This is a genomic window from Paenisporosarcina sp. HGH0030 (assembly GCF_000411295.1).
GTDB lineage: Bacteria > Bacillota > Bacilli > Bacillales_A > Planococcaceae > Paenisporosarcina.
Genome location: NZ_KE150421.1, coordinates 2,288,058 through 2,309,112, shown reverse-complemented (window position 1 = coordinate 2,309,112; position 21,055 = coordinate 2,288,058). Strand labels below are relative to the sequence as shown.

Below are 21,055 nucleotides of genomic sequence, written 5' to 3'. Positions count from 1 at the left end.
CCAAGTTGCCTATCAGCTTCCACCAGCCGCTGACTCTCTATGAAGACGCACTTGTGCTACTATTCTTTGTCATCGATTTTTCTCAACTCAACTCATCTCAACTCTTGGTGTTCTCACCGGCGATGTCGCTCCCGACACCTTCTGCCTAAATCCCGAACAAAAAAGTTGTTCCTATCGTAGTACGCATGAAAGAAGATGTCAACTGAAATCTTTTTGTAGAAAAAATTGAGGGCAGATGTGTGTCGGTGTCTATGCCATTTTATCCGTGGGGACTAGCAATTTAATTGGGGTCCCTTCGGATATATTTTGTGGTCTTCAAGTATTTTGTTGGAAGTGGAATTTCTCTCCGTCAAATCATTTCGGGAAACGAAAAAAACCCTCAAACTATATTGAAATATTCTAAAAAATTTGATATCTTTTAATAATAACAATAAGTAAAAATTCATAATAATAAAAATATGAGTCAATGGCATGAGGGGGACATCAAGAATATGAAATTTTTTATCTCGATCGATATGGAAGGGATTACAGGTTTACCTGATCACACTTTCGTAGATTCGAAGAAACACAACTATGAACGCGCCCGTCGTATCATGACAAACGAAGCAAATGCCATTATTGAAGGCTTACTGAAAAAAGGGGCTACCGATATTTTGGTGAACGATAGCCATTCACAAATGAACAACTTACTTGTTGAAGATTTGAATCCTGAAGCCATGCTGATCACGGGTGGAGTGAAACCTTACTCAATGGTACAGGCACTCGATGAAACTTATGATGGTGCGATTTTCGCAGGCTATCATTCACGTGCAGGACAACCAGGTGTAATGAGTCACTCGATGATTTTTGGAGTGCGAAACATGTTCATCAATGACGTGGAAATTGGAGAGCTTGGGTTCAATGCATATGTGGCGGGTCATTTTGGTGTACCGGTCATCATGGTTGCTGGAGATGACGGAGCATGTCGTGAAGCAGCGGCACTCATTCCAAACATCACAACAGTTGCAGTAAAAGAGTCAATCACTCGCCAAGCGGTCAAAACGATGCATCCGGAAAAATCACATGCACTGCTGACTGAACAAATCCAAAAAGCAGTGGACAATCGTCATTTGGTTAAACCACTTACCCCACCAAAAACCCCAACGTTGCGAATTGAATTTGCCAACTATGGTCAAGCCGAATGGGCAGCCATTATGCCTGGCTGTGAAATAGAACCTGGAACAACGATTGTGAAATTTGAAGCAAAAGATATTTTGGAAGCGTATCGAGCAATGTTAGTTCAAGTGGAACTGGCGATGCAAACGACGTTCTGTTAAGGGGGACTTAATATGTTCTCATATACCATCAAACGTTTCTTTATGATGATCATGACCATTCTGATCATTGCGACCCTGACATTTATCTTGATGCACTCAATTCCAGGATCGCCGTTCAATGAAGAACGTACGACAAATGAAACGATTCAAGCCAATTTAGAACGCTTTTACAAGCTGGATGAACCACTTCCGGTCCAATATTTGTACTACCTAAAATCCATTGTCACGTTGGATTTTGGACCTTCAATCAAAAAACCGAATGAAACGGTTAATGAACTGCTCTCTCGTGGCTTCCCGATATCCTTTGAGCTCGGGATGGTAACCATTTTGGTAGCAGTAATTTCGGGTGTTTTACTCGGAACCTTTGCAGCACTGCGTCATAACGGGATTATTGATTACTTTGCAATGACATTTGCGGTAATCGGAATTTCCGTACCAAGCTTCGTACTGGCTACATTGCTTATTCAAAAACTGGCAGTAGATTATAATATTTTCCCACCAGCCACCTGGTCGAGCCCGATGCATATGGTACTTCCGGTGCTCGCTCTTGCTACGGGTCCAATGGCCATCATTGCACGTTTAACGCGTTCGTCGATGCTTGAAGTATTGACGCAGGATTACATAAAAATGGCGAGAGCAAAAGGATTGTCACCGTTTCGCATTGTTGCACGACATGCGTTGCGCAATGCCTTAATGCCAGTTGTCACAATTATGGGGACGATGCTTGCTGGGATTCTGACAGGAACGTTCGTCATCGAGAAAATATTCGCAATTCCCGGGATGGGAAAATACTTCGTTGAAAGTATCAACAACCGGGATTATCCGGTCATTATGGGAACGACCGTATTCTACAGCACGATTCTCGTAGTTATGTTATTCATTGTCGATTTGGTTTATGGATTCCTAGATCCACGTATTAAATTGCATAAGAAAGAGGGGGATGCGTGATGACTATCAACCACGAATCGACACCCGTATCACCCAACCGAGTACCTGATGAATGGTTCCGTAAGAAAGATAGAGATTTAGTCGAAGCGGAAGCCGTTGTTCGACCTTCATTATCCTATTGGAAAGATGCATGGCGTCGACTTCGCACAAATAAGCTGGCAATGACGGGTTTAATTTTCTTAGTTCTTTTGACGTTACTTGCGATTTTTGGTCCGATTTTCTCTCCGCATCCCGTGGATGGCATGGATTTGCCGAACCAAAACAAAGCACCTTCAAGTGAACACTGGTTTGGGACGGATGAAATGGGACGCGATGTCTTTACACGCACCTGGTATGGCGCTCGTATTTCATTGTTTGTGGGACTTGCCGCAGCATTGATTGACTTCTTTATCGGTGTGATTTACGGCGGTTTTAGTGGCTACAAAGGTGGACGTACAGATGCCATAATGATGCGTATCATTGAAGTCCTGTATGGCTTGCCGCATTTATTAGTTGTTATTTTATTATTGGTTGTAATGGGTCCAAGTTTAACGACAATTATTGTCGCTCTGACCGTTACCGGATGGGTCGGAATGGCCCGAATTGTAAGGGGACAAGTACTGCAAATCAAAAACTATGAATTCGTGACAGCGTCCAAATCATTTGGAGCAAAAACACCACGAATCATTCGACGAAACTTATTGCCGAACACCATGGGTCCAATCATTGTCCAAATGACCTTGACGGTTCCGAGTGCCATTTTCGCGGAAGCCTTCCTGAGTTTCCTTGGACTCGGTATTCAAGCCCCATTTGCAAGTTGGGGTGTTATGGCGAATGATGCCTTGCCAGTTATCCTATCAGGTCACTGGTGGAGACTATTCTTCCCGGCATTCTTCATTTCATTAACTATGTTTGCATTTAACGTCCTTGGTGACGGACTACAAGACGCACTTGATCCGAAGTTAAGGGGGTGACACATATGAACGAACAGCAACTAGAAAACGCCCGGGAATTGGCGAGAGAAAGACGCGCGGAAGTCGGTCGTACTCAACAAGCGGTTGTGACGGCGCACACGCAAAAAATGAAACGTAAAAAAGTCATAACCGAGGACATCATTTTGTCGGTAGACAATTTACATGTGTCATTCAAAACATATGGTGGAAATGTACATGCCGTCCGTGGTGTTTCCTTTGCTCTCCGAAAAGGAGAGACGCTTGCAATTGTAGGCGAATCGGGTTGCGGAAAATCCGTGACATCCAATGCCATTATGGGGCTTATTCCACAGCCGCCGGGGCGTATTTTAGATGGCAAAGTGATGTTCAAAGATGTCAATCTTACGAATATGACGAAAAAAGAACTTCGCAAAATACAGGGTGTCGACATCTCAATGATTTTCCAAGATCCGATGACGGCACTCAATCCGACACTTACCATTGGCGAGCAGTTGATGGAGGGTGTGCTCACACATACCAAAGCAAGCAAAGCGGAAGCGAAAGAAAAAGCGCTAGCCATGCTTCGCTTAGTAGGTATCCCAAATCCGCAAGAACGTTTAAAACAGTATCCTCACCAGTTTTCAGGCGGAATGCGTCAACGGATTGTTATTGCCATTGCGCTCATTTGCGAACCGGAGTTATTAATCGCGGATGAACCGACAACTGCACTAGATGTAACGATTCAAGCGCAAATCCTCGAATTGTTTGAAGAAATTCAAGCAAAAACAGGAGTATCGATTGTTCTGATCACTCATGACCTGGGAGTTGTAGCAAAAATCGCAGATCGTATTGCGGTGATGTATGCTGGCAAAATCATTGAACTCGGTACGAAGCGTGAGATTTTCTATACGCCACAGCATCCGTATACGCAAGGCTTGCTCAATTCGGTTCCGCGTCTCGATTTGATTGCGGAAGAACTGCAGCCAATTGAAGGGACACCACCTGATTTATTTGCGCCACCTACAGGGTGTGCATTTACAGCGAGATGTCCATTTGCAATGGAAGTTTGTGAACACGTACATCCAGACACAACGGTTAAAACAGCTACTCATCGCGTCGATTGTTGGTTACAGGACGAACGTGCACAAGCGTTTTTGGAAATAGCTCAAAAATAGGATGAACGCACTTAGGTGCATAATCATAAAGCATGAACACAATTCCAAGGGGGAAAACACACATGAAGAAATGGCTCTTGTTTTTACTGACAGCCGTATTCGCACTTGTACTATCAGCATGTACAGCGAATAATGATGCAGGCGAAAAGCCAGCTGACAAAGGCGGAGACGACAAAGAAACAGAAACAGCTGAAGAAAAAGTGCTTTACTTGAACAACGGCACCGAGCCAACATCATTCGATCCATCGGTCGGCTTTGATGCTGTTTCTTGGAATGCATTGAACAACTTGATGGAAGGGTTAACTCGTTTAGGCGAAGACCATCAGCCAGAAGAAGCAACGGCTGAAAAAATTGAAGTATCTGAAGATGGTTTGACATATACATTCCACATTCGTGAAGATGCAAAATGGTCTAATGGAGACGCAGTTACTGCTAAAGACTTCGTATATGGCTGGACACGCATGTTGGATCCGAACACAGCTTCACCAGCGGCTTTCCTTGGTTACTTCATCGAAGGTGCAGAAGCATTCAACACAGGTAAAGGTAAGATTGAAGATGTAGCAATGAAGGCATTGGATGAAAAAACATTTGAAGTAAAATTAACTGCACCAACTGATGCATTTTTGAATATCATTACAAACCCAAGCTTTTTCCCAATCAATGAAAAAGTGGCAACAGAAAACGCACAATGGTTCACTGAATCAGAATCATTCGTAGGAAACGGTCCATTCCAATTAGCATCATGGGAACATGATGTGAAAATGGTATTTGAGAAAAACCCAGAGTATTGGGATGCTAAAACTGTGAAGCTAGATAAAGTAGAGTGGGCAATGGTCAACGACTCCAATACAGAGTACCAAATGTACCAAGCGAATGAACTAGATGTATCTGACGTTCCATCTGAATTGGCTGCTGATTTAATGGACAGCGAAGAAGTATCAATTCAAGACCAGGCAGGTACTTATTTCTATCGTTTCAACACAACAATGGAGCCTTTCACGAACGAAAAAATTCGTAAAGCTTTCGCAACAGCAGTCAACCAAGAAGAGATTGTTGAATTCGTAACGAAAAACGGTGAAAAACCAGCGCATGGTTTCGTTTCTTACGGCTTCCAAGGTCCGGACGGTTCTGAATTCCGTGACACGGTTGGCAATTTAGTAGAATTCAACGCTGAAGAAGCGAAGAAATTGTTAGAAGAAGGTATGAAAGAAGAAGGCTACGATAAATTACCGACTGTTACTTTAACGTACTCAACTTCAGATACACATCAAAACATTGCGGTTGCTTTGCAAGCGCAGTTTAAAGAAGCTTTAGGCGTGGACGTGGAATTAGCGAATGTAGAAGGAAGTGTATTCTCTTCTGAACAAAAAGAATTGAAATATCAATTGTCCCGTTCTTCATTCTTACACGACTATGCAGATCCAGTGAACGCGATTGAAAGCTTCGTTACAGGTTCATCAATGAACCGTACTGGTTGGTCAAATGCAGAATTCGATAAACTGATTGCCGATGCAAAAAAAGAAACAGATGCAGAAGCTCGCTGGCAGTTATTGATGAATGCTGAGAAAGTATTAATGAAAGAAATGCCGATTTTCCCAATCCACTTCTATAACCAAGTGGCATTGCAAAAACCAAGCGTTTCTGGAATTGTGCGTCACCCAGTAGGTTACCTAGACCTTAAATGGGTAGACAAAAAAGCGGAATAATATAGAAAAGCGCAGCAGGCCATGATAGACCGACTCCGACGTTGGAACTGTCGAATCGAAAACCTGTTTTCGAATGAGACAGTGAAACGGAGGTGCGGTCTGGCCTGCGGAGCTAGACACAACTGATTTCGAATGAAATACCCATAAATTTATACTTTCAAGACAATAAAAACAAGAAGTTGCGGCGTCTCAATCTGGCGCCGCACCCTTCTGTTTTCAAAAGAAGTTATACTTAGGCGAATAACTTTTTTTGAAAATAGAAGAGAGGAGCAATATAAGCATGCGCATACGACCAACACGATTACAAAAAGGGGATACGATTGGCATTATAGCCCCGTCAAGTCCTCCCAACTTAGAAAGCTTGCAACGCTCGCTCACATTTTTAGAACAACTGGGATTAAACGTCAAAATGGGCAAATATATCGAGAACGTGCACGGCTATTTGGCTGGTACCGATGATGAACGTCTGGAAGATTTACAAGCTATGCTTGCTGATCAAAGCATAAAAGGGATCATTTGTGCAGGAGGCGGTTACGGGGCAGGGCGTTACGCTGACCGAATCGACTTTCAATTAATGGCGGAACAACCGAAAATTTTATGGGGCTATAGCGACATCACATTCCTCCATACAACAATCGGCCAATTCGCCAATGTAGTGACATTCCATGGACCGATGCTTGCATCGGATGTAGGGAAAGATACGTTCCATGATTTGTCCGCACGTATGTTCAATCAGCTGTTTGAACCAATCGAACTGCATTATACCGAAGATATTTCTCCATTGACCACATTAGGTGGTGGGAATGCACAAGGGGAACTTGTCGGTGGGAATCTTTCATTGCTAGTGAGTGCACTGGGCTCTAAATATGAAATCGATACTCGTGGCAAGTTACTGTTGATTGAAGACGTGGATGAAGAACCATATAAAGTAGACAGCATGTTGAATCAATTACGATTGGCTGGGAAACTTCAAGATGCAGTTGGCATCGTAGTTGGGGATTTTGCCCGAGCAGTACCTAAAAAACGAAAAACGACATTGACACTTGGTGAAGTATTGGAACATTACTTGGGTGATTTAGGAAAACCAGTCGTTTCTGGTTTTAAAATCGGTCATTGTGAACCACACTTTGCCGTTCCACTAGGAGTGGAAGCAAGACTCGATGGCGATGCCAAAACATTGACCATCTTACCAGGAGTTAAATAATCGGGAGGGGAAACTACCATGATTCTACATTCAATTGAAACCTTTTCGGTTGCGGTACCGCTCACAAAACCGTTTAAAACCGCACTTCGTACCGTGACGATTGCTGAATCCATATTTGTGAAAATTACAACTGAAGATGGAAGTGTCGGTTGGGGGGAAGCACCCCCTACCCACGTCATCACAGGTGATTCGCTTGGGAGTATTCAGTTTGCTATCGATCATGTGATAGGCCCCCAACTGATTGGACTTGATTTACATCATTCGGAGCGGGTATTCCAAAAATTGCATCGCTCCATGGTAGGGAATTCAAGTGCTAAAGCAGCACTTGATATGGCCCTCCATGATTTGCTTGGCCAACTTGCAGGGATTCCGCTTGTCACATTGCTTGGTGGATACCGAGATACACTAGAAACGGATTTCACGGTCAGTGTCAATGATGCGGAAGAAATGGCTGAAGACGCAGCTCGTTATGTAAAAAAAGGATTTAATGTATTGAAGATAAAAGTAGGCATCGATGATATCGAGAAAGACGTTGAACGAATTCGTGCAATCCGTGAAAAAATCGGCTATGAAACGAAGCTTAGACTGGACGCTAATCAAGGCTGGGAAGCGAAAGAAGCGGTCCGAGCAATTGGGCAGATGGAAGATGCCGGGCTTGAAATCGAACTCATCGAGCAGCCCGTGAAAGCGAATGATATCGAAGGTTTACAGCATGTGACCTTGAATACACATACGCCAATTATGGCGGATGAAAGTATTTTCACACCGAAAGACGCAATACGCGTTCTTCAGCTTCGAGCAGCGGATTTAATCAATATCAAACTGATGAAAGCTGGTGGCATTTATCAAGCGTTGAAAATCAATGCTTTAGCAGAAAGTTATGGAGTGGAATGCATGACTGGGAGCATGATCGAGACGAAACTCGGAATTTCCGCAGCGGCTCATTTTGCTGCAAGCCAGCCAAACGTGACACGCTTTGATTTTGATGCGCCGTTGATGCTTGCAGAAGATATCGTCGAAGGTGGCATTGTTTATGACGGTCGACATATTCGTTTCTCTCGTGAGTCAGGGCTCGGAATACATACAGATTTAATGAATAAACGATTTCATCGTAAAGGGTAAGGGGGATTTTCATATGCTAGTTCAATCATCCACGACTTGGGCTTGTTCGGTAGCGGTGGCGACAGTATGGACTTCGCCTGAGTCTGCACGTACTCAAGACACCCATGGGCTTGAAAATCCAGTCCGTTTCACAAAATGGCTGGAAGCAATGAAGTATGAGGATTTGCTTGATTTGTGCAACGATAACCGCGTGCAAACACAAGTCCTTTACGGGGAACCTGTATTGATTGAAGAGATCGTTGGTGACTGGGCAAAAGTAATCTGCACATGGCAACCTTCCAAAAAGGACGGCCGTGGCTATCCGGGATGGATACCCGTTGCTCAATTAAAAGAAATGGAACGCATCTCAGATTTCGGCTTTGCCAAAGTGACACAGCCTAGAGCGCAACTTTGGACGAAAGATTTAAAGCCTTTGCTGGTGGTTCCTTTCAACACGATTCTTCCTATACTCGATAATAATGAACAATTTACTTTAGTTTCAACACCTCATGGTGAAGCCCTTATTTCAAGCGAAGAAATCGAGCATGGGCCAGGAATTGAAGCTTTCATTGAACGTTCAGGGGATGACGTAGTGGCGAGTGCCATGCGATTTTTGGAGCTTCCATACTTCTGGGGCGGAATGTCTTCGTACGGCTACGATTGTTCAGGGTTTAGCTACAATATGTTAAAAGCGCATGGTTATTTCATCCCTCGGGATGCGGATGATCAAGCAAGAAATGGTGAAGAAGTGGATATGGCCAACATGACTCAGTGGGAGATTGGCGATTTATTGTTCTTTGCGAACGTAGGGTCTAGCAATGTTCGGCACGTCGGTATTTACACAGGCAACGGGCAAATGATTCATTCGCCTTCCACTGGACAACACATTGAAGTAATAGAACTTGAAGGAACAAAGTTCGTAAAAGAATTGTGCGCCGTAAGACGCTACGCAAGAGCTGAGGGGGAAGCGTCATGACTGGTCAAGTATTGCTTGAAGTAAAAGATCTGAAACGCCATTTTGATATAGGCAAGAATCAAACATTAAAAGCTGTGGACGGCATCAGTTTTGAAATTTACCAAGGAGAAACATTCGGACTTGTTGGTGAATCGGGCTGTGGCAAATCAACTGCAGGACGGACGATTATGGGTTTATATAATCGGACGGAAGGGGAAGTAACGTACGGTGGGAAAAATGTACATACGATGGGCGAAAACGATCGTTATGCATTTTTGCGCAACATGCAAATGATATTCCAAGATCCGTATGCATCACTTAATCCTCGTTCAACTGTTTTTGAAATCATTGCAGAACCGATGGAAGTCCATGGGTTACATAAGAAAAAAGAAGATATGCAACGACGGGTTTATCAGTTATTGGAGGATGTTGGACTCAATCGCGACCACGCCAACCGTTATCCGCATGAATTCTCGGGAGGACAACGTCAACGAATCGGCATCGCGCGTGCGCTGGCACTGGATCCAGACTTCATCATTGCCGATGAACCAATTTCGGCACTCGATGTATCCGTTCAAGCCCAAGTCGTTAAGCTACTGCAAAAACTGCAAAGCGAAAAAGGCCTGACGTACTTGTTCATTGCGCATGACTTGTCGATGGTCAAATACATCTCGGACCGTATTGGTGTAATGTACTTAGGACATATGGTTGAATTGACGACGAGTGAACAACTGTATGCAAATCCACTTCATCCTTATACGCAAGCGTTGTTATCCGCCATTCCGATTCCAGATCCGGACATTGAAGAATCACGCGAACGTATTTTGCTCGAAGGGGAATTGCCGAGTCCAATCAATCCACCTTCAGGCTGTGTGTTCAGAACGCGTTGCCCGATGGCGATGGAAGTCTGTGCGAATGTTAAACCCGCTTGGCAAGAACAGGAACCAGGCCATTTTGTGGCATGTCACTTGTACGAGTAACTGCGATTGTATAAAGCTTGAAACTTTTCATTCGCAGTAGTGTTTTGTATGATGAGACTATCCAGCAATGAAGGGGAGAACATCATGACAAATACAGTACCCATGAGCCAGTCGCGAACAATCCAAACACATTTGGTTTTACCGCCCGATACGAATCACCACGAAACGATTTTCGGGGGTAGAGTTCTATCTTTTATAGATGAAATAGGTGCTATTACTGCGATGAAACATTGCAATAAGCCTGTTGTTACGGCTTCAATCGATTCAGTAGATTTTCTATCATCCGCTCGAGTTGGGGATGTGTTGGAGATGGAAGCAATCGTGAGCTCAACTGGCCGCACTTCCATGGAAGTGTATGTACGTGTGCAATCGATGAACTTGTTGACAGGAGAAACAAAGTTAACGACGGAATCCTTCTTGACGTTTGTAGCGGTAGAAAATGGAGTTCCAATGCCTGTCCCAGGAATACTGCCTGAAACTGAAAACGAACACCGCCTATTTGAATCAGGTCCTGCAAGAAGAGAACATCGGAAACAACGAATTCAAATGAAATTATAGAAAGAAAGCGGTGGCTTACAGGCTGCCGCTTTTTTTTCTTGCTGACTGGGGCAACTATTGGCTTGATTGGGGCAACTTTTCATGTAACTGGGGCAACTAACCATTTCCCTCCTAATTTCCCACTAATAAAAAGTGATTTAAATCAAAACGGTGATATTTAATGAAAAACGAGAGAGTACATTTGCGACTAGCAAGCCGCAGAGCGAGAAGCGTGAGACCCAGAAGTATACGGTTTTCATATTTGACGTGTTTAAGTAAAGAAGGAATAAATGTGATTCTTATGGAATTTATAGGTAAAATATGCATATAACATCATTCAGTTTTGAAGGGGGAATTCCAGGATGAAGATGCGAAAAGAAGTAACACCTAAATTCTTAATAATAATGTGCGTGGCGTACAGTCTATTTGTCATTAGCCAATGCTTACAAGTCATGTACACACCATCTACAGTTTTAAAAGTAGTCAACTTGATCGCTATCGTCTTTCTGTCTGGAGTAATCGGAGCATTTATCCGAGAGATTTTCATTTTGAAAAAGAAGCGATTGTTAGAAGAGATGAATAACGACGAATCACCACAACTGGGAGGGAAATAAATGGTCACATTAAAACCTATGAGACAAGAGGATTTTCAGCAATACCTTGAAATTGCAGTAGAGGACTATGCTAAAGACAAAGTAGCTTCAGGGAATTGGAGCGAAGCGGAAGCATCGGAGCTTTCCAAAAATGAATTTAACCGTCTGTTGCCTGACGGTGAAAAATCGAAAGGGAATTACATATTTTCTATCTTCCATGATCAACAAATAGTCGGAATGATATGGATGGCACAAAAATCTCCTGAAAAAGCTGATGAAGGTTATATTTATGATTTTAGTATTTTAGATGAATATCAAGGAAAAGGATATGGCAAGGAAGCAATGAGAGAAATTGAAACAATTGCGAAAGAACTAGGAATGTGCAAAATTGGACTTCATGTTTTTGGTCACAACCAAGTCGCGCGGGGCTTATACGAGAAGATGGGCTACGAAATCACCAATATAGTCATGGCGAAGTCAATTTAAAAATCCTTTTAATACGATAAGCGAAAAAGTCCTAGAATCAAGACAGGTATACAAGGGGGCAATGCTCTATCCTACCTATTTGGTGCTCTATAAATAGTTCCTTACACAATAAGTTTGGTTATCCTACATTCTTCTATAACTATGAATAAAGATCGCCAGTCCACTACAATTAAAAACTACGGAGTGATAATGATGGATATTAAAATAGATGATTTATCGGGCTCTGAAATTACTAAATTGATAAACGAGCATCTTCATGGTATGACACTGCATTCACCACCAGAAAGTATACATGCTCTCAATCTTGAGCAGTTGCAACAACAAGATATTACATTTTGGAGTGCATGGGAAGGAAATGAATTGGTTGGATGTGGGGCACTTAAAGAAATTGATGGTCAGCATGGAGAGATCAAATCAATGCGAACCTCTTCATTCCATCTTCGCAAGGGGGTTGCAAAAAGACTACTTCATCACATAATTGAAGAAGCCACACGACGTGGCTATCGGAAGTTAAGTTTGGAAACGGGATCAATGGATTCTTTCGATCCAGCTAGAAGACTTTATGCAAGGTTTGGGTTCAACTATTGTGACCCGTTTTCCGATTACAAGGAGGACCCAAATAGCGTATTTATGGTAAAGAATTTATAAATTTGCTCGTACCTATCTATAGCGAAAGAGTAGTGAATATATTTCGGCTCTTTATATAATCACAAGTAACCCTGAAGGTTTCGATTATGAAGAAATGTTTAAGGAAGAGGACTTCAGTAGGGGATTTTTAGTATTGGCTAAATTAACGGTCCATTTGTTTAATGACAGCATGAACATAACACCATATTTTGCTCCACAATCGCGCCCGTTTGTGGAACAAGAAAATTATTCTTTTCTGCCGTATTAACATAACCCAAGTACTAGTTCAAGGCACTTTCTATATTCATCCTCTTCTAGCTGAACATGTATTTAGGGAAGCAGAAAGTTTATTGAAATTATAGCTATTTGAAGCAAGTCTCAGAAGATAAAATTAATACTACTGAGGTTTAAACCTCAGCAGCTTCTTTTCCATTTATTGTTTTGGTAGCAAATAGCTTTTCTTTAAGAGTTGGCATAATCATACCATCTACCCCATATCTTCCAGCATTTATAGCAGAAACAAGGATAAACATAGATAATAGAACAAGTTGTGGATTGGTACTTGTGGTGCCACTAAACAGATAAGCGAAGTTCATAGCCAGGCCAAAAAAGACAGCTGTTTTAGTGAAACAACCCACCAATAAACCTATCCCGACGAGGAATTCTCCCCAAGGTACTAACGTATTAAATATCTCTACATTAGGGATGGCTACATTTTCAAGAAATACAACCCACCATCCCTGAACAGCCGGATGCTCTCCTGTTGCATTTGCCAACGCACCCTGTAAGAAACCAGAAGCATCGAATTGTCCGCTTGCTATTTTCCCCCAGCCAGCCATAACCCACGTATATCCGAGATACACACGCAATACAGCCAAAAGAATAGAGACATTTTTGTTATGCCTTAAAAGATCAATAAACATACTTTTCCTCCAATAATTTAAAAAATAATTACTAGAAGATAATAACATAATTGATAATGATTTTCGTTATCAATTATATTAAAAATATGTTAAAAAGATTTCACTACCATCGGAAGTAATATAGTCCACGTTAAAGATACAGATTATACATTGTAACGAACTCCTTTGGGCTCCAAGAGGGTTCACAGAAGGATGGTTTGACTTATCAAATAACCGAGGAAATTAGTTAAAGAAATACATGGTTATTTGGTAAGGTGAATCACTTTAGTGATTCACCTGTGAGATAAATTAATCCCAAATACGGGCGTTCGGTGGGAAGATGTTATTTTAGTGAAAATATTAGAGCACAGTCAGCATATTTACTACTTTATTGAACCTTTAAAGGTCCCTTCGCTTCTTCTGCATGGGACATGTCGCCAATCATAGTCAATTCGCGTCTATCAGTATCGATTTCTAACACTGTCAGACTCGTTCCGTGAATGAAAGGTGGATCCCACAATAAATCAAGATCAGCTCCACTGAAGTGATTAATCAAGCATTTCTTAACGACGCCATGCGTGACAATTAGGACGTGACCATTCGGGTGAGCTGCAGCAATTTCTTCCACTGCACGTAATACGCGTTCTTTCAACATGTGAAAACTTTCCCCGGAAGTCGATTCATATTGGCTCGGGCGTTCATAATAGGTTTTGACTTGCTCCGCATAATCACGATCAATATCAGAAGATAGCATTCCTTGCCATTCACCTACATGGATTTCACGTAAATCTTCTTTTTGAATAAGAGGAATGTTACGTTCCCCAATAATGAGTTGAGCTGTATGAACCGTTCGTCCACTTGTACTACTATATACAGCGTCGAGTGGGACATCATTAAGACGCGTTCCTAGTTGAGACGCTGCTGCCATTCCTATGTCAGTTAAAGGTGAGTCTGCCCAGCCTTGCATGCGCGATTGTACGTTCCATTCTGTTTGTCCATGGCGTGTAATATATAGGGTTAGCATCCAATTCCTCATTCCTTTTAATCGAATATATCTCTTATTTTACCAAATGTGAAACTTTTTATCAGGTTTTGCGTAGTACATATAAAGGAGCGAAACATACATGCTAGCAATCTTCGATAAATACCAAAACATCATTATCAGCATTATCTTAGTTTTCTACATCGTTAATTCCATCTACATAGGTTCTGATGGATTATCCTTAATGTTGTTCATACTGGTAATCCTCATGCAAATCATCCGTTTGAGAAATTATATTAAGCAATTGTCCTTTGTACAATTACTCGCACTCTTCGGTATATTGGCGGGTTCTATTGTTGCACTGGTACTGATTTTCATGAGTTTGAATCATTTAATCGGTGCAGGTATTCTGTCATTTCCTGACTGGATGATCATGGTCCTTCAAATTACCTTGATTATTTTGTTTATCTTAACTGTGAGTGCAATCATGCGTAATTTATATCAACGTTTTACCCAGTCAAAAGTATAGAAAAAAGGATGCCTTTATCAGAGGGCATCCTTTTCTATTAGTTTAATAAAGTTGATAAAATTACTTTTTAATAAATATTACTCTTTAATTACAATTTAGTGAAATTCAGAAACAAGCAAACCATATAAGTACATGTCATGACGCTTCCCGTTACGTTGTAAAAACTCTCGGAACGTTCCTTCGGGCTTAAAACCAAGAGATTCATAAAGTTTGATGGCACCTACGTTATAGCCGAATACCGTCAGCTGCAAACGATGAAGATTCAGTTCATTGAAACCATAATTCATCAACAATTGCATGGCTTCTTTCCCAAATCCTTTGCCGTGAAATTCTGGCCCAAGAGCTATGGACAGCCAGCCTACACGATGCGACCATAAAATATCTTCGATGGCACAAACACCTAAAAATTGCTCCGAATCAATCGGTCGAATGGCAAAGCGAAAACTACGATCAGAATGGTCCATTAACTGTTCTGCATTTTTTTCTGATTCTTCACGAATGGGAAAGGCATTATAAAAACGTCCAAAAGATTCCAAGCCATTCCACAGTCGATACGTTGGCAAATCTTCTTTTCTCATTGCAGTCAAACGAATTTTAGAGCCAATAAACATCGAATATTCTCCTTGTCATAAGTTTTTCTTATTGTACTTCATTATATCATCGTCATTTTCTTAATTCGAGACACGAAGTACAATACAGTTAATAAGAAAGACAGGTGATTAAGTTGGATTATTTTCTATTGTATTTTATAGGGGTAACCGCAACGACAATCGGCACATTGGCAGGTGGCGGGGGCCTTATCAGTTTGCCAACGATGTTGTTGCTCGGCATGCCGATTCATTCAGCTATTGGGGCAAATAAAGTTTCCAACACGGTAAGTTCATTCTCAAGTTTCTTTACATTGTATAAACGAAAACAAATATCGTTGAAGGATTCTCTTTGGCTAATCCCAATCAGTTTGGGTGGAGGCGTGACCGGGGGATTTATTGCTTCACAGCTGTCCGCAAATAATTTGTATGCACTGGCAATTTTTCTTCTGGCATTTGCATTTGTTACTTCATTTATTGGCAAAGGTAATTTCACAGGCGAAGAACCATTGAAATTAACAAAGGTCAGTGGACCAGGGCTGTTTGGTATTGGAATTTATGATGGACTTTTTGGTCCGGGACAAGGCACGTTAATGCTATATTTGTTCAGCTACTTGAACATTGCGTATGTGAAATCAGTGGGATTGGTCAGGCTGGCTACTTTTTCAAGCTGTTTCGGCGCAGCAATCAGTTATATTATATCTGGAGCTATTATTTGGCCATTGACCCTTGCTTTGATGGCGGGGTCTATTACCGGAGCTCAGCTTGGAGTCCGTATCGCAGAGAAAATAAAACCTCAATACGTAAAGCCCATCTTACGTGTCGTGACTGCGTTACTCATTTTGCAATTGGTTGTTGAAAACATCCTATAGTATCATTGAAAACTTTCTTTCAAACCGACATACTGATAAAAAGGAGTGATGACCATGAACAAGCAAGATATTCAAGAGAATTGGGTAAAAAACGTGGATCCACAAGAGCAAATAGAGAGCTCGCATGAGCATTATGATGAAGAAAAATTTTGGAATAAAATTGTGAAGTATGGCAAAAAAGCAGGAGAAAAAACAGTGTATACAAGCTTGTTGCTTTATTTCACAGCTCAAAATCCAGCGGTGCCGAAATCTGCTAAGCTGACCATTGCGGGAGCACTTGGCTACCTAATCTTCCCGGCAGACGTACTTCCAGATTTCATTCCAGTTGTCGGTTTGGTAGATGATGCAAGTGTAATTGCTTATGCTTTATATCAAGTGATTTCCCATATCGATGAACCAACGAAACAACAGGCATACGAGAAAATGAAATCCTGGTTTGGAACAACTGACAATAGTATAGAAGACCTTATGTTGCCTAAAAAATAAAAAGAGCGGACCGATGACGGTTCGCTCATTTACAATTCGTCTAACATATGTCCAAACTCGTGTAACAATGTACGTCCACTAGAATTACTGCCCTCAGTTAAACCGACAAACAACCCCACTTGGCCTTTGTACATAAATAAGCCCACATCATGCTCGACATCATCCAATTCGCCTGTTTTGTTGAAGAAAACAAATTGATCGCTTTTGACACCAGCTGGAACTTTATTCTGAAATTGCTGCTTTTCAAGGATTTGAAGCATGTCGTGAAAAGCGTGTGAGCTGACCATATGTCTTAAGCAGGCAACCATATCGCGACCACATGTGACATTGTCCCGGCCCTCCGAAATAGCAACCAGATCTCGCATTTCCCGACCCAATACGGTTTTTGTCATTCCGAGATGTTGTATATAAGAATTGAGCCGTTTCAACCCGTAGCGTCTGATTAGTATGTTAGTTGCCGTATTATCCGAAACCACCATCATGAGAGCAAGTAAATCACGAATTGAAAATAATCTTGGTTGTGTAACAAGTGTTTGCAATACGCCTGATCCATCCACGATGGCTTCTGGGGATACTTCCATCTCTTCATTTGAATCCTTTGCATGGTGCAAACCATATAAGAAAATAGGAAGCTTTATGACGCTTGCTGATTTGAAGATTTCATCAATATTTTTCGAATAACGAACGACTCCAACTGGATACTCCATATGTAAACAATATTTCTCGGGAAATAATGTAAAGCCCATCTGAACCCCTCCTTTCTACTAGTTTAATTCAAAAACTTTTCCAAATAAATCCTTAATATGAAATAAAAACGAAACCAAGAGTCATGTGTTTCGTATATAAATATGGACGTAGATTGGATAGAACTTTTTAACTAGTCATTTCGTCTTAGTAAGTAAATGAAGGATGTCTCATATTAAGGAAGGTGAAAAGCGTGGAACAACAACCAATCGTTGAATTAAAGAACTTGTCAAAAACCATTGGCAAAAAGAAAATTATCGATAATTTGAACCTGCAATTATTCCCTGGTCAAATTACGGGTTTTCTGGGGCCAAATGGTGCTGGTAAAACAACAACGATTCGCATGATGGCCGGTTTAATGAGGCCGACAAGCGGAGAAGTAGTGGTGGAAGGTCAAACACTGACAGACCACTTTGAAGAAACAATGAGCAAAGTAGGGGTAATCGTCGAAAATCCGGAAATGTACAAGTACATGTCGGGGTGGAAAAACTTACTGCATTTCGCACGCATGAACAAAACCATTTCAAAAGAACGCATCGCTGAAGTCGTCGATCAAGTAGGCATGCAAAATCGTATTCATGAAAGGGTTTCTACTTATTCGCTAGGTATGCGTCAGCGTCTAGGCCTTGCACAAGCATTGCTGCATCGTCCGAAGTTTTTGATTTTGGATGAACCAACCAATGGTCTGGATCCTGCCGGAATACGTGAATTCCGTACATACTTGCGTAAAATCGCTGTTGAAGATGGCGTGTCAGTATTCGTATCGAGTCACTTGCTTTCAGAAATTGAACTGATGTGTGATCGAATCGCCATTATTCAAAACGGACAACTTATTAATATCCGTGAAATTAATCAAGAAGAAGAAGCTCATTATTATATTGAGGCGCAACCGGCTGACCAGGCACGTGAACTATTATCAACACAAGGATTAACTCTTGAAAATAGTGGGGCTGGCTTCATTGTCAAAGTTGAACAGGACCAGATTCCTTCCATCATTCAGGCGATGGTCTCGGCGAATCTTCAAGTGTTCGCTGTGCACCCGTTCCGTAAAACATTGGAAGATCAATTCCTCGAAATGACTGGAGGTGGCCAAATTGCTGAATCTCATAAGAAATGAATGGATGAAACTGTGGCATAAAAAAGCCACTTGGATAATGGCTGGGTTATTGGTCCTCATATTAATCGGGATTACAGGCATCATTAATTGGGCGATTGACCGAACGGTACAACCGTCAGACCAACCCACTTGGGAAGAGGATGCGGCTGTAAATCAAGCAAATTTAACAGCTGAACTGGCAAAGCCAAATCTTGATGCCGAGACTAAAAAACAGTTAAAAGAAGAACTGGCCATCACTGAATACCGCTTAGCGGAAAACGTGGCACCGTTCAGTCCCGGTGATAGAGAACAAAATTTGATGGATTCCCATACGATGCTTACATTGGTTCTAATGTTTGCCGTCATTGCGTCCGCTAGTATAGTGGCATCTGAATTTTCTCAAGGAACGATTAAAATGTTGTTAAGCAGACCTGTGAAACGGTGGAAAATTCTAACGTCCAAATACATCACATCATTGCTTTATGCATTAGTATTATCCATCATTGCCTTAATTGCGAACGTAGTTGCTGGATATATATTCTTTGATGCTGGAAGCGGTGCGATGCTGGATGTTCGTGGCGGGGAAGTAGTTGAAGTATCTTACTGGGGACGGGTTTTAGCCTTATATGGCTTAACTTATATCGGAATCATGGTATTCACGACATTTGCATTTATGATTGGAAGTGTTTTCCGTACAAGTTCACTTGCCATCGGATTATCGATCTTTCTGATGTTTATGGGTCCAAATATTGTCTTTTTCTTAAGTAAATACGAAATTACGAAATACATCCTGTTTGCGCATACTGATTTAACTGGTTACATTACAGGCAATATGTTCATTTCAGGCATCACCTGGCCATTGTCAGCCGCTGTGTTGACTGTATATGTCGTATTGTTCTTATTCATCAGCTATTGGTCGTTTACAAAGCGAGACGTTACAGCTTAATTATGGTAGAGTCGTTCCTTTTCGGAGGAGCGACTTTTTTATTCATTCGCCTAATCGTCAGTTTGAATCATTGAAAGCTCTGGAGAATTTACGTAAGATGAAAAGCAGCGTGTGGGAAAGGAGGAGTTCGTGTGAAACGATTATGGACCGTTTTGAATATTATATTGTGGCTCGTCATCGGCGGACTCTTCTTTGTTTGGATCCACAAGGAACTAGAATTTAGAGAAGAACTTCAAGAACGCCCTTTACCGGAAGGTTTGCATCCCATCGTGGCAGAAAAGAGCAATCAATTGATCGGAAAAGCTGAGGAAATCGGTATTCCGATATTAATCAGTGATAGCTTCCGTTCCGTCGAATCTCAAGATGTCCTTTATGAAAAAGGACGCTCGATTGAAGGTGACATCGTCACGTATGCACGCGGCGGTGAAAGCTATCATAACTACGGACTCGCCATCGATTTCGTCCTGCAAAACAGTGACGGGACGATTAGTTACGATTTACAGCGTGATTTGAATGGCAACGGGGAAGCGGACTGGTACGAAGTTGCAAGCATTGGCAAAGACTTAGGCTTTGAATGGGGCGGAGACTGGCCTAGCTTCAAGGACTACCCACATTTAGAATATACTTTCGGCTTATCGATCAGTGACTTGCAAAACGGCTGGCGGCCAGAGGATAAGGTGGAAAAATGAAATAGAATCAAATAGCCCTCCTCGAAAGTCTTGAGGAGGGTTTTAAGGTTCTATAAAACAGCCAAAATTACTTTACTATTTCGACAGCCTCCAATAATTTCTTCGTCTTCCTATCTCCTCAACTCTTTTTTAGACAGTCTTTAAGTTAATTTATCCTCATTTTCAGCAAACCATTGTATTGCTTTCTGTTCCATTTCTTTGACGAATAAATTTTTTGCCGGACTATATTCGCTGTTATTCTCAAACTGTTGAGCTAACTTTTCTTTAAAGTGACTATATTTAACCACATCTTCTGGATGAGAACGCAAATAGTCGCGGAAAATTAAGTGGCGAGCTATTTGTGGATTGTCGTATTGATAGAAATGAATATGATGAGTTCTGTTTTCTCCGCCTTTTCGGAATAACCTTCTTCCATCAATACCGTATTCTCCGACCACATCGTATCCTAAAGAATCCATTTTCTCATTTAAGGAATCAATTTGATGAATGTCTTTTACGAGACACATCATATCGATTACTGGTTTTGCTTTTAGACCATGAACAGAAGTACTGCCGAAATGTTCAAATTTAATGATTTCATCTCCGAAAATTTCACTTAAAAAATAAACTTCTTTTTGAAACATAAGTGCCCAGTTTTCACTGAAGTCAGTAAGTCGAACTTTCATTTATTTCCCCTCCGCACA

24 protein-coding genes and 1 other annotated feature (1 of these 25 running past the window's edge) are annotated in these 21,055 nt (G+C 41.5%); of the genes, 19 read left to right on the top strand and 5 right to left on the bottom strand.

The window, feature by feature from the left end; translation table 11 throughout:
• Positions 1–82 (bottom strand) — a binding site (T-box leader) (it extends 131 nt beyond the left edge of the window).
• Positions 83–491: 409 nt separating this feature from the next.
• The 13 genes from HMPREF1210_RS11005 to HMPREF1210_RS10945 all read left to right on the top strand — a co-directional run bounded on the left by HMPREF1210_RS11005 (position 492) and on the right by HMPREF1210_RS10945 (position 12,560).
• Positions 492–1,316: a M55 family metallopeptidase gene (locus tag HMPREF1210_RS11005; RefSeq protein ID WP_016428762.1), complete on the top strand. Its 825-nt coding sequence runs from the start codon at positions 492–494 to the stop codon at positions 1,314–1,316.
• Positions 1,317–1,328: 12 nt separating this feature from the next.
• On the top strand, positions 1,329–2,264 hold the full coding sequence (locus HMPREF1210_RS11000) for an ABC transporter permease (RefSeq protein ID WP_016428761.1): 936 nt from the start codon (positions 1,329–1,331) through the stop codon (positions 2,262–2,264).
• Positions 2,264–3,217, top strand: a complete 954-nt coding sequence (locus HMPREF1210_RS10995) for an ABC transporter permease (RefSeq protein WP_016428760.1) — start codon at positions 2,264–2,266, stop codon at positions 3,215–3,217. Before HMPREF1210_RS11000 ends, HMPREF1210_RS10995 begins: the two co-directional genes overlap by 1 nt.
• A 107-nt stretch (positions 3,218–3,324) precedes the next feature.
• The gene (locus HMPREF1210_RS10990; RefSeq protein ID WP_036659937.1) at positions 3,325–4,350 is read left to right on the top strand and encodes an ABC transporter ATP-binding protein; all 1,026 of its coding nucleotides are present in this window, start codon (positions 3,325–3,327) and stop codon (positions 4,348–4,350) included.
• Positions 4,351–4,412: 62 nt separating this feature from the next.
• Positions 4,413–6,056 carry a peptide ABC transporter substrate-binding protein gene (locus HMPREF1210_RS10985; RefSeq protein WP_016428758.1) on the top strand — a complete coding sequence of 548 codons (1,644 nt, stop codon included), beginning with the start codon at positions 4,413–4,415 and terminating at the stop codon, positions 6,054–6,056.
• Between the two features lie 280 nt (positions 6,057–6,336).
• Positions 6,337–7,260 (top strand): LD-carboxypeptidase, encoded by a 924-nt coding sequence (locus tag HMPREF1210_RS10980; RefSeq protein WP_016428757.1) that lies wholly within the window; start codon positions 6,337–6,339, stop codon positions 7,258–7,260.
• An 18-nt stretch (positions 7,261–7,278) separates the two neighbouring features.
• Positions 7,279–8,382: a mandelate racemase/muconate lactonizing enzyme family protein gene (locus HMPREF1210_RS10975; RefSeq protein WP_016428756.1), complete on the top strand. Its 1,104-nt coding sequence runs from the start codon at positions 7,279–7,281 to the stop codon at positions 8,380–8,382.
• A gap of 13 nt (positions 8,383–8,395) precedes the next feature.
• Positions 8,396–9,337 carry a C40 family peptidase gene (locus HMPREF1210_RS10970; RefSeq protein WP_016428755.1) on the top strand — a complete coding sequence of 314 codons (942 nt, stop codon included), beginning with the start codon at positions 8,396–8,398 and terminating at the stop codon, positions 9,335–9,337.
• On the top strand, positions 9,334–10,296 hold the full coding sequence (locus HMPREF1210_RS10965) for an ABC transporter ATP-binding protein (protein ID WP_016428754.1): 963 nt from the start codon (positions 9,334–9,336) through the stop codon (positions 10,294–10,296). Before HMPREF1210_RS10970 ends, HMPREF1210_RS10965 begins: the two co-directional genes overlap by 4 nt.
• Before the next feature lie 84 nt (positions 10,297–10,380).
• Positions 10,381–10,854, top strand: coding sequence for an acyl-CoA thioesterase (locus HMPREF1210_RS10960; protein WP_016428753.1), 474 nt, complete (start codon positions 10,381–10,383; stop codon positions 10,852–10,854).
• Between the two features lie 341 nt (positions 10,855–11,195).
• Positions 11,196–11,447: a hypothetical protein gene (locus HMPREF1210_RS10955; RefSeq protein ID WP_016428752.1), complete on the top strand. Its 252-nt coding sequence runs from the start codon at positions 11,196–11,198 to the stop codon at positions 11,445–11,447.
• Complete coding sequence (locus tag HMPREF1210_RS10950) at positions 11,448–11,912, top strand: GNAT family N-acetyltransferase (protein ID WP_016428751.1); 465 nt, start codon at positions 11,448–11,450, stop codon at positions 11,910–11,912.
• Between the two features lie 192 nt (positions 11,913–12,104).
• Complete coding sequence (locus HMPREF1210_RS10945) at positions 12,105–12,560, top strand: GNAT family N-acetyltransferase (protein WP_036659564.1); 456 nt, start codon at positions 12,105–12,107, stop codon at positions 12,558–12,560.
• A 386-nt stretch (positions 12,561–12,946) separates the two neighbouring features.
• Here the strand turns inward: HMPREF1210_RS10945 and HMPREF1210_RS10940 are convergent, their stop codons facing one another.
• Complete coding sequence (locus HMPREF1210_RS10940) at positions 12,947–13,462, bottom strand: DoxX family protein (RefSeq protein WP_016428749.1); 516 nt, start codon at positions 13,460–13,462, stop codon at positions 12,947–12,949.
• 367 nt (positions 13,463–13,829) lie between these two features.
• Positions 13,830–14,465, bottom strand: coding sequence for a histidine phosphatase family protein (locus HMPREF1210_RS10935; RefSeq protein WP_016428748.1), 636 nt, complete (start codon positions 14,463–14,465; stop codon positions 13,830–13,832).
• Between the two features lie 100 nt (positions 14,466–14,565).
• On the opposite strand from HMPREF1210_RS10935, the gene HMPREF1210_RS10930 reads away from it, so the two are divergent.
• Positions 14,566–14,952 (top strand): hypothetical protein, encoded by a 387-nt coding sequence (locus HMPREF1210_RS10930; RefSeq protein ID WP_016428747.1) that lies wholly within the window; start codon positions 14,566–14,568, stop codon positions 14,950–14,952.
• Between the two features lie 95 nt (positions 14,953–15,047).
• Here HMPREF1210_RS10930 and HMPREF1210_RS10925 read toward each other — a convergent pair whose 3' ends face one another.
• On the bottom strand, positions 15,048–15,563 hold the full coding sequence (locus HMPREF1210_RS10925; protein WP_016428746.1) for a GNAT family N-acetyltransferase: 516 nt from the start codon (positions 15,561–15,563) through the stop codon (positions 15,048–15,050).
• A 113-nt stretch (positions 15,564–15,676) separates the two neighbouring features.
• Here HMPREF1210_RS10925 and HMPREF1210_RS10920 point away from each other — a divergent pair, with 113 nt between their 5' ends.
• Complete coding sequence (locus HMPREF1210_RS10920) at positions 15,677–16,411, top strand: sulfite exporter TauE/SafE family protein (RefSeq protein ID WP_016428745.1); 735 nt, start codon at positions 15,677–15,679, stop codon at positions 16,409–16,411.
• A gap of 54 nt (positions 16,412–16,465) precedes the next feature.
• Positions 16,466–16,897 (top strand): YkvA family protein, encoded by a 432-nt coding sequence (locus tag HMPREF1210_RS10915; RefSeq protein ID WP_016428744.1) that lies wholly within the window; start codon positions 16,466–16,468, stop codon positions 16,895–16,897.
• Positions 16,898–16,926: 29 nt separating this feature from the next.
• Here the strand turns inward: HMPREF1210_RS10915 and HMPREF1210_RS10910 are convergent, their stop codons facing one another.
• Positions 16,927–17,643 carry a serine hydrolase gene (locus HMPREF1210_RS10910; protein ID WP_016428743.1) on the bottom strand — a complete coding sequence of 239 codons (717 nt, stop codon included), beginning with the start codon at positions 17,641–17,643 and terminating at the stop codon, positions 16,927–16,929.
• A gap of 191 nt (positions 17,644–17,834) precedes the next feature.
• Here HMPREF1210_RS10910 and HMPREF1210_RS10905 point away from each other — a divergent pair, with 191 nt between their 5' ends.
• From HMPREF1210_RS10905 to HMPREF1210_RS10895, 3 genes are all read left to right on the top strand, one after another.
• On the top strand, positions 17,835–18,758 hold the full coding sequence (locus tag HMPREF1210_RS10905) for an ABC transporter ATP-binding protein (RefSeq protein WP_016428742.1): 924 nt from the start codon (positions 17,835–17,837) through the stop codon (positions 18,756–18,758).
• Positions 18,736–19,683: an ABC transporter permease gene (locus tag HMPREF1210_RS10900; RefSeq protein WP_016428741.1), complete on the top strand. Its 948-nt coding sequence runs from the start codon at positions 18,736–18,738 to the stop codon at positions 19,681–19,683. The genes HMPREF1210_RS10905 and HMPREF1210_RS10900 overlap by 23 nt, the downstream gene beginning before the upstream one ends.
• Positions 19,684–19,814: 131 nt before the next feature.
• Positions 19,815–20,372, top strand: coding sequence for a M15 family metallopeptidase (locus HMPREF1210_RS10895; RefSeq protein WP_016428740.1), 558 nt, complete (start codon positions 19,815–19,817; stop codon positions 20,370–20,372).
• Positions 20,373–20,512: 140 nt separating this feature from the next.
• Here HMPREF1210_RS10895 and HMPREF1210_RS10890 read toward each other — a convergent pair whose 3' ends face one another.
• Entirely contained in the window at positions 20,513–21,037 is a 525-nt protein-coding gene (locus HMPREF1210_RS10890; RefSeq protein WP_016428739.1) for a GrpB family protein, read from the bottom strand.
• Positions 21,038–21,055 lie beyond the last annotated feature (18 nt).

What these genes read in the sequence shown, in the direction of transcription:
- HMPREF1210_RS11005 (WP_016428762.1), top strand. Translation starts at nt 492, where the DNA reads ATGAAATTTTTTATCTCGATCGATATGGAAGGGATTACAGGTTTACCT.
- HMPREF1210_RS11000 (WP_016428761.1), top strand. Translation starts at nt 1,329, where the DNA reads ATGTTCTCATATACCATCAAACGTTTCTTTATGATGATCATGACCATT.
- HMPREF1210_RS10995 (WP_016428760.1), top strand. Translation starts at nt 2,264, where the DNA reads ATGACTATCAACCACGAATCGACACCCGTATCACCCAACCGAGTACCT.
- HMPREF1210_RS10990 (WP_036659937.1), top strand. Translation starts at nt 3,325, where the DNA reads ATGAAACGTAAAAAAGTCATAACCGAGGACATCATTTTGTCGGTAGAC.
- HMPREF1210_RS10985 (WP_016428758.1), top strand. Translation starts at nt 4,413, where the DNA reads ATGAAGAAATGGCTCTTGTTTTTACTGACAGCCGTATTCGCACTTGTA.
- HMPREF1210_RS10980 (WP_016428757.1), top strand. Translation starts at nt 6,337, where the DNA reads ATGCGCATACGACCAACACGATTACAAAAAGGGGATACGATTGGCATT.
- HMPREF1210_RS10975 (WP_016428756.1), top strand. Translation starts at nt 7,279, where the DNA reads ATGATTCTACATTCAATTGAAACCTTTTCGGTTGCGGTACCGCTCACA.
- HMPREF1210_RS10970 (WP_016428755.1), top strand. Translation starts at nt 8,396, where the DNA reads ATGCTAGTTCAATCATCCACGACTTGGGCTTGTTCGGTAGCGGTGGCG.
- HMPREF1210_RS10965 (WP_016428754.1), top strand. Translation starts at nt 9,334, where the DNA reads ATGACTGGTCAAGTATTGCTTGAAGTAAAAGATCTGAAACGCCATTTT.
- HMPREF1210_RS10960 (WP_016428753.1), top strand. Translation starts at nt 10,381, where the DNA reads ATGACAAATACAGTACCCATGAGCCAGTCGCGAACAATCCAAACACAT.
- HMPREF1210_RS10955 (WP_016428752.1), top strand. Translation starts at nt 11,196, where the DNA reads ATGAAGATGCGAAAAGAAGTAACACCTAAATTCTTAATAATAATGTGC.
- HMPREF1210_RS10950 (WP_016428751.1), top strand. Translation starts at nt 11,448, where the DNA reads ATGGTCACATTAAAACCTATGAGACAAGAGGATTTTCAGCAATACCTT.
- HMPREF1210_RS10945 (WP_036659564.1), top strand. Translation starts at nt 12,105, where the DNA reads ATGGATATTAAAATAGATGATTTATCGGGCTCTGAAATTACTAAATTG.
- HMPREF1210_RS10940 (WP_016428749.1), bottom strand. Translation starts at nt 13,462, where the DNA reads ATGTTTATTGATCTTTTAAGGCATAACAAAAATGTCTCTATTCTTTTG.
- HMPREF1210_RS10935 (WP_016428748.1), bottom strand. Translation starts at nt 14,465, where the DNA reads ATGCTAACCCTATATATTACACGCCATGGACAAACAGAATGGAACGTA.
- HMPREF1210_RS10930 (WP_016428747.1), top strand. Translation starts at nt 14,566, where the DNA reads ATGCTAGCAATCTTCGATAAATACCAAAACATCATTATCAGCATTATC.
- HMPREF1210_RS10925 (WP_016428746.1), bottom strand. Translation starts at nt 15,563, where the DNA reads ATGTTTATTGGCTCTAAAATTCGTTTGACTGCAATGAGAAAAGAAGAT.
- HMPREF1210_RS10915 (WP_016428744.1), top strand. Translation starts at nt 16,466, where the DNA reads ATGAACAAGCAAGATATTCAAGAGAATTGGGTAAAAAACGTGGATCCA.
- HMPREF1210_RS10910 (WP_016428743.1), bottom strand. Translation starts at nt 17,643, where the DNA reads ATGGGCTTTACATTATTTCCCGAGAAATATTGTTTACATATGGAGTAT.
- HMPREF1210_RS10890 (WP_016428739.1), bottom strand. Translation starts at nt 21,037, where the DNA reads ATGAAAGTTCGACTTACTGACTTCAGTGAAAACTGGGCACTTATGTTT.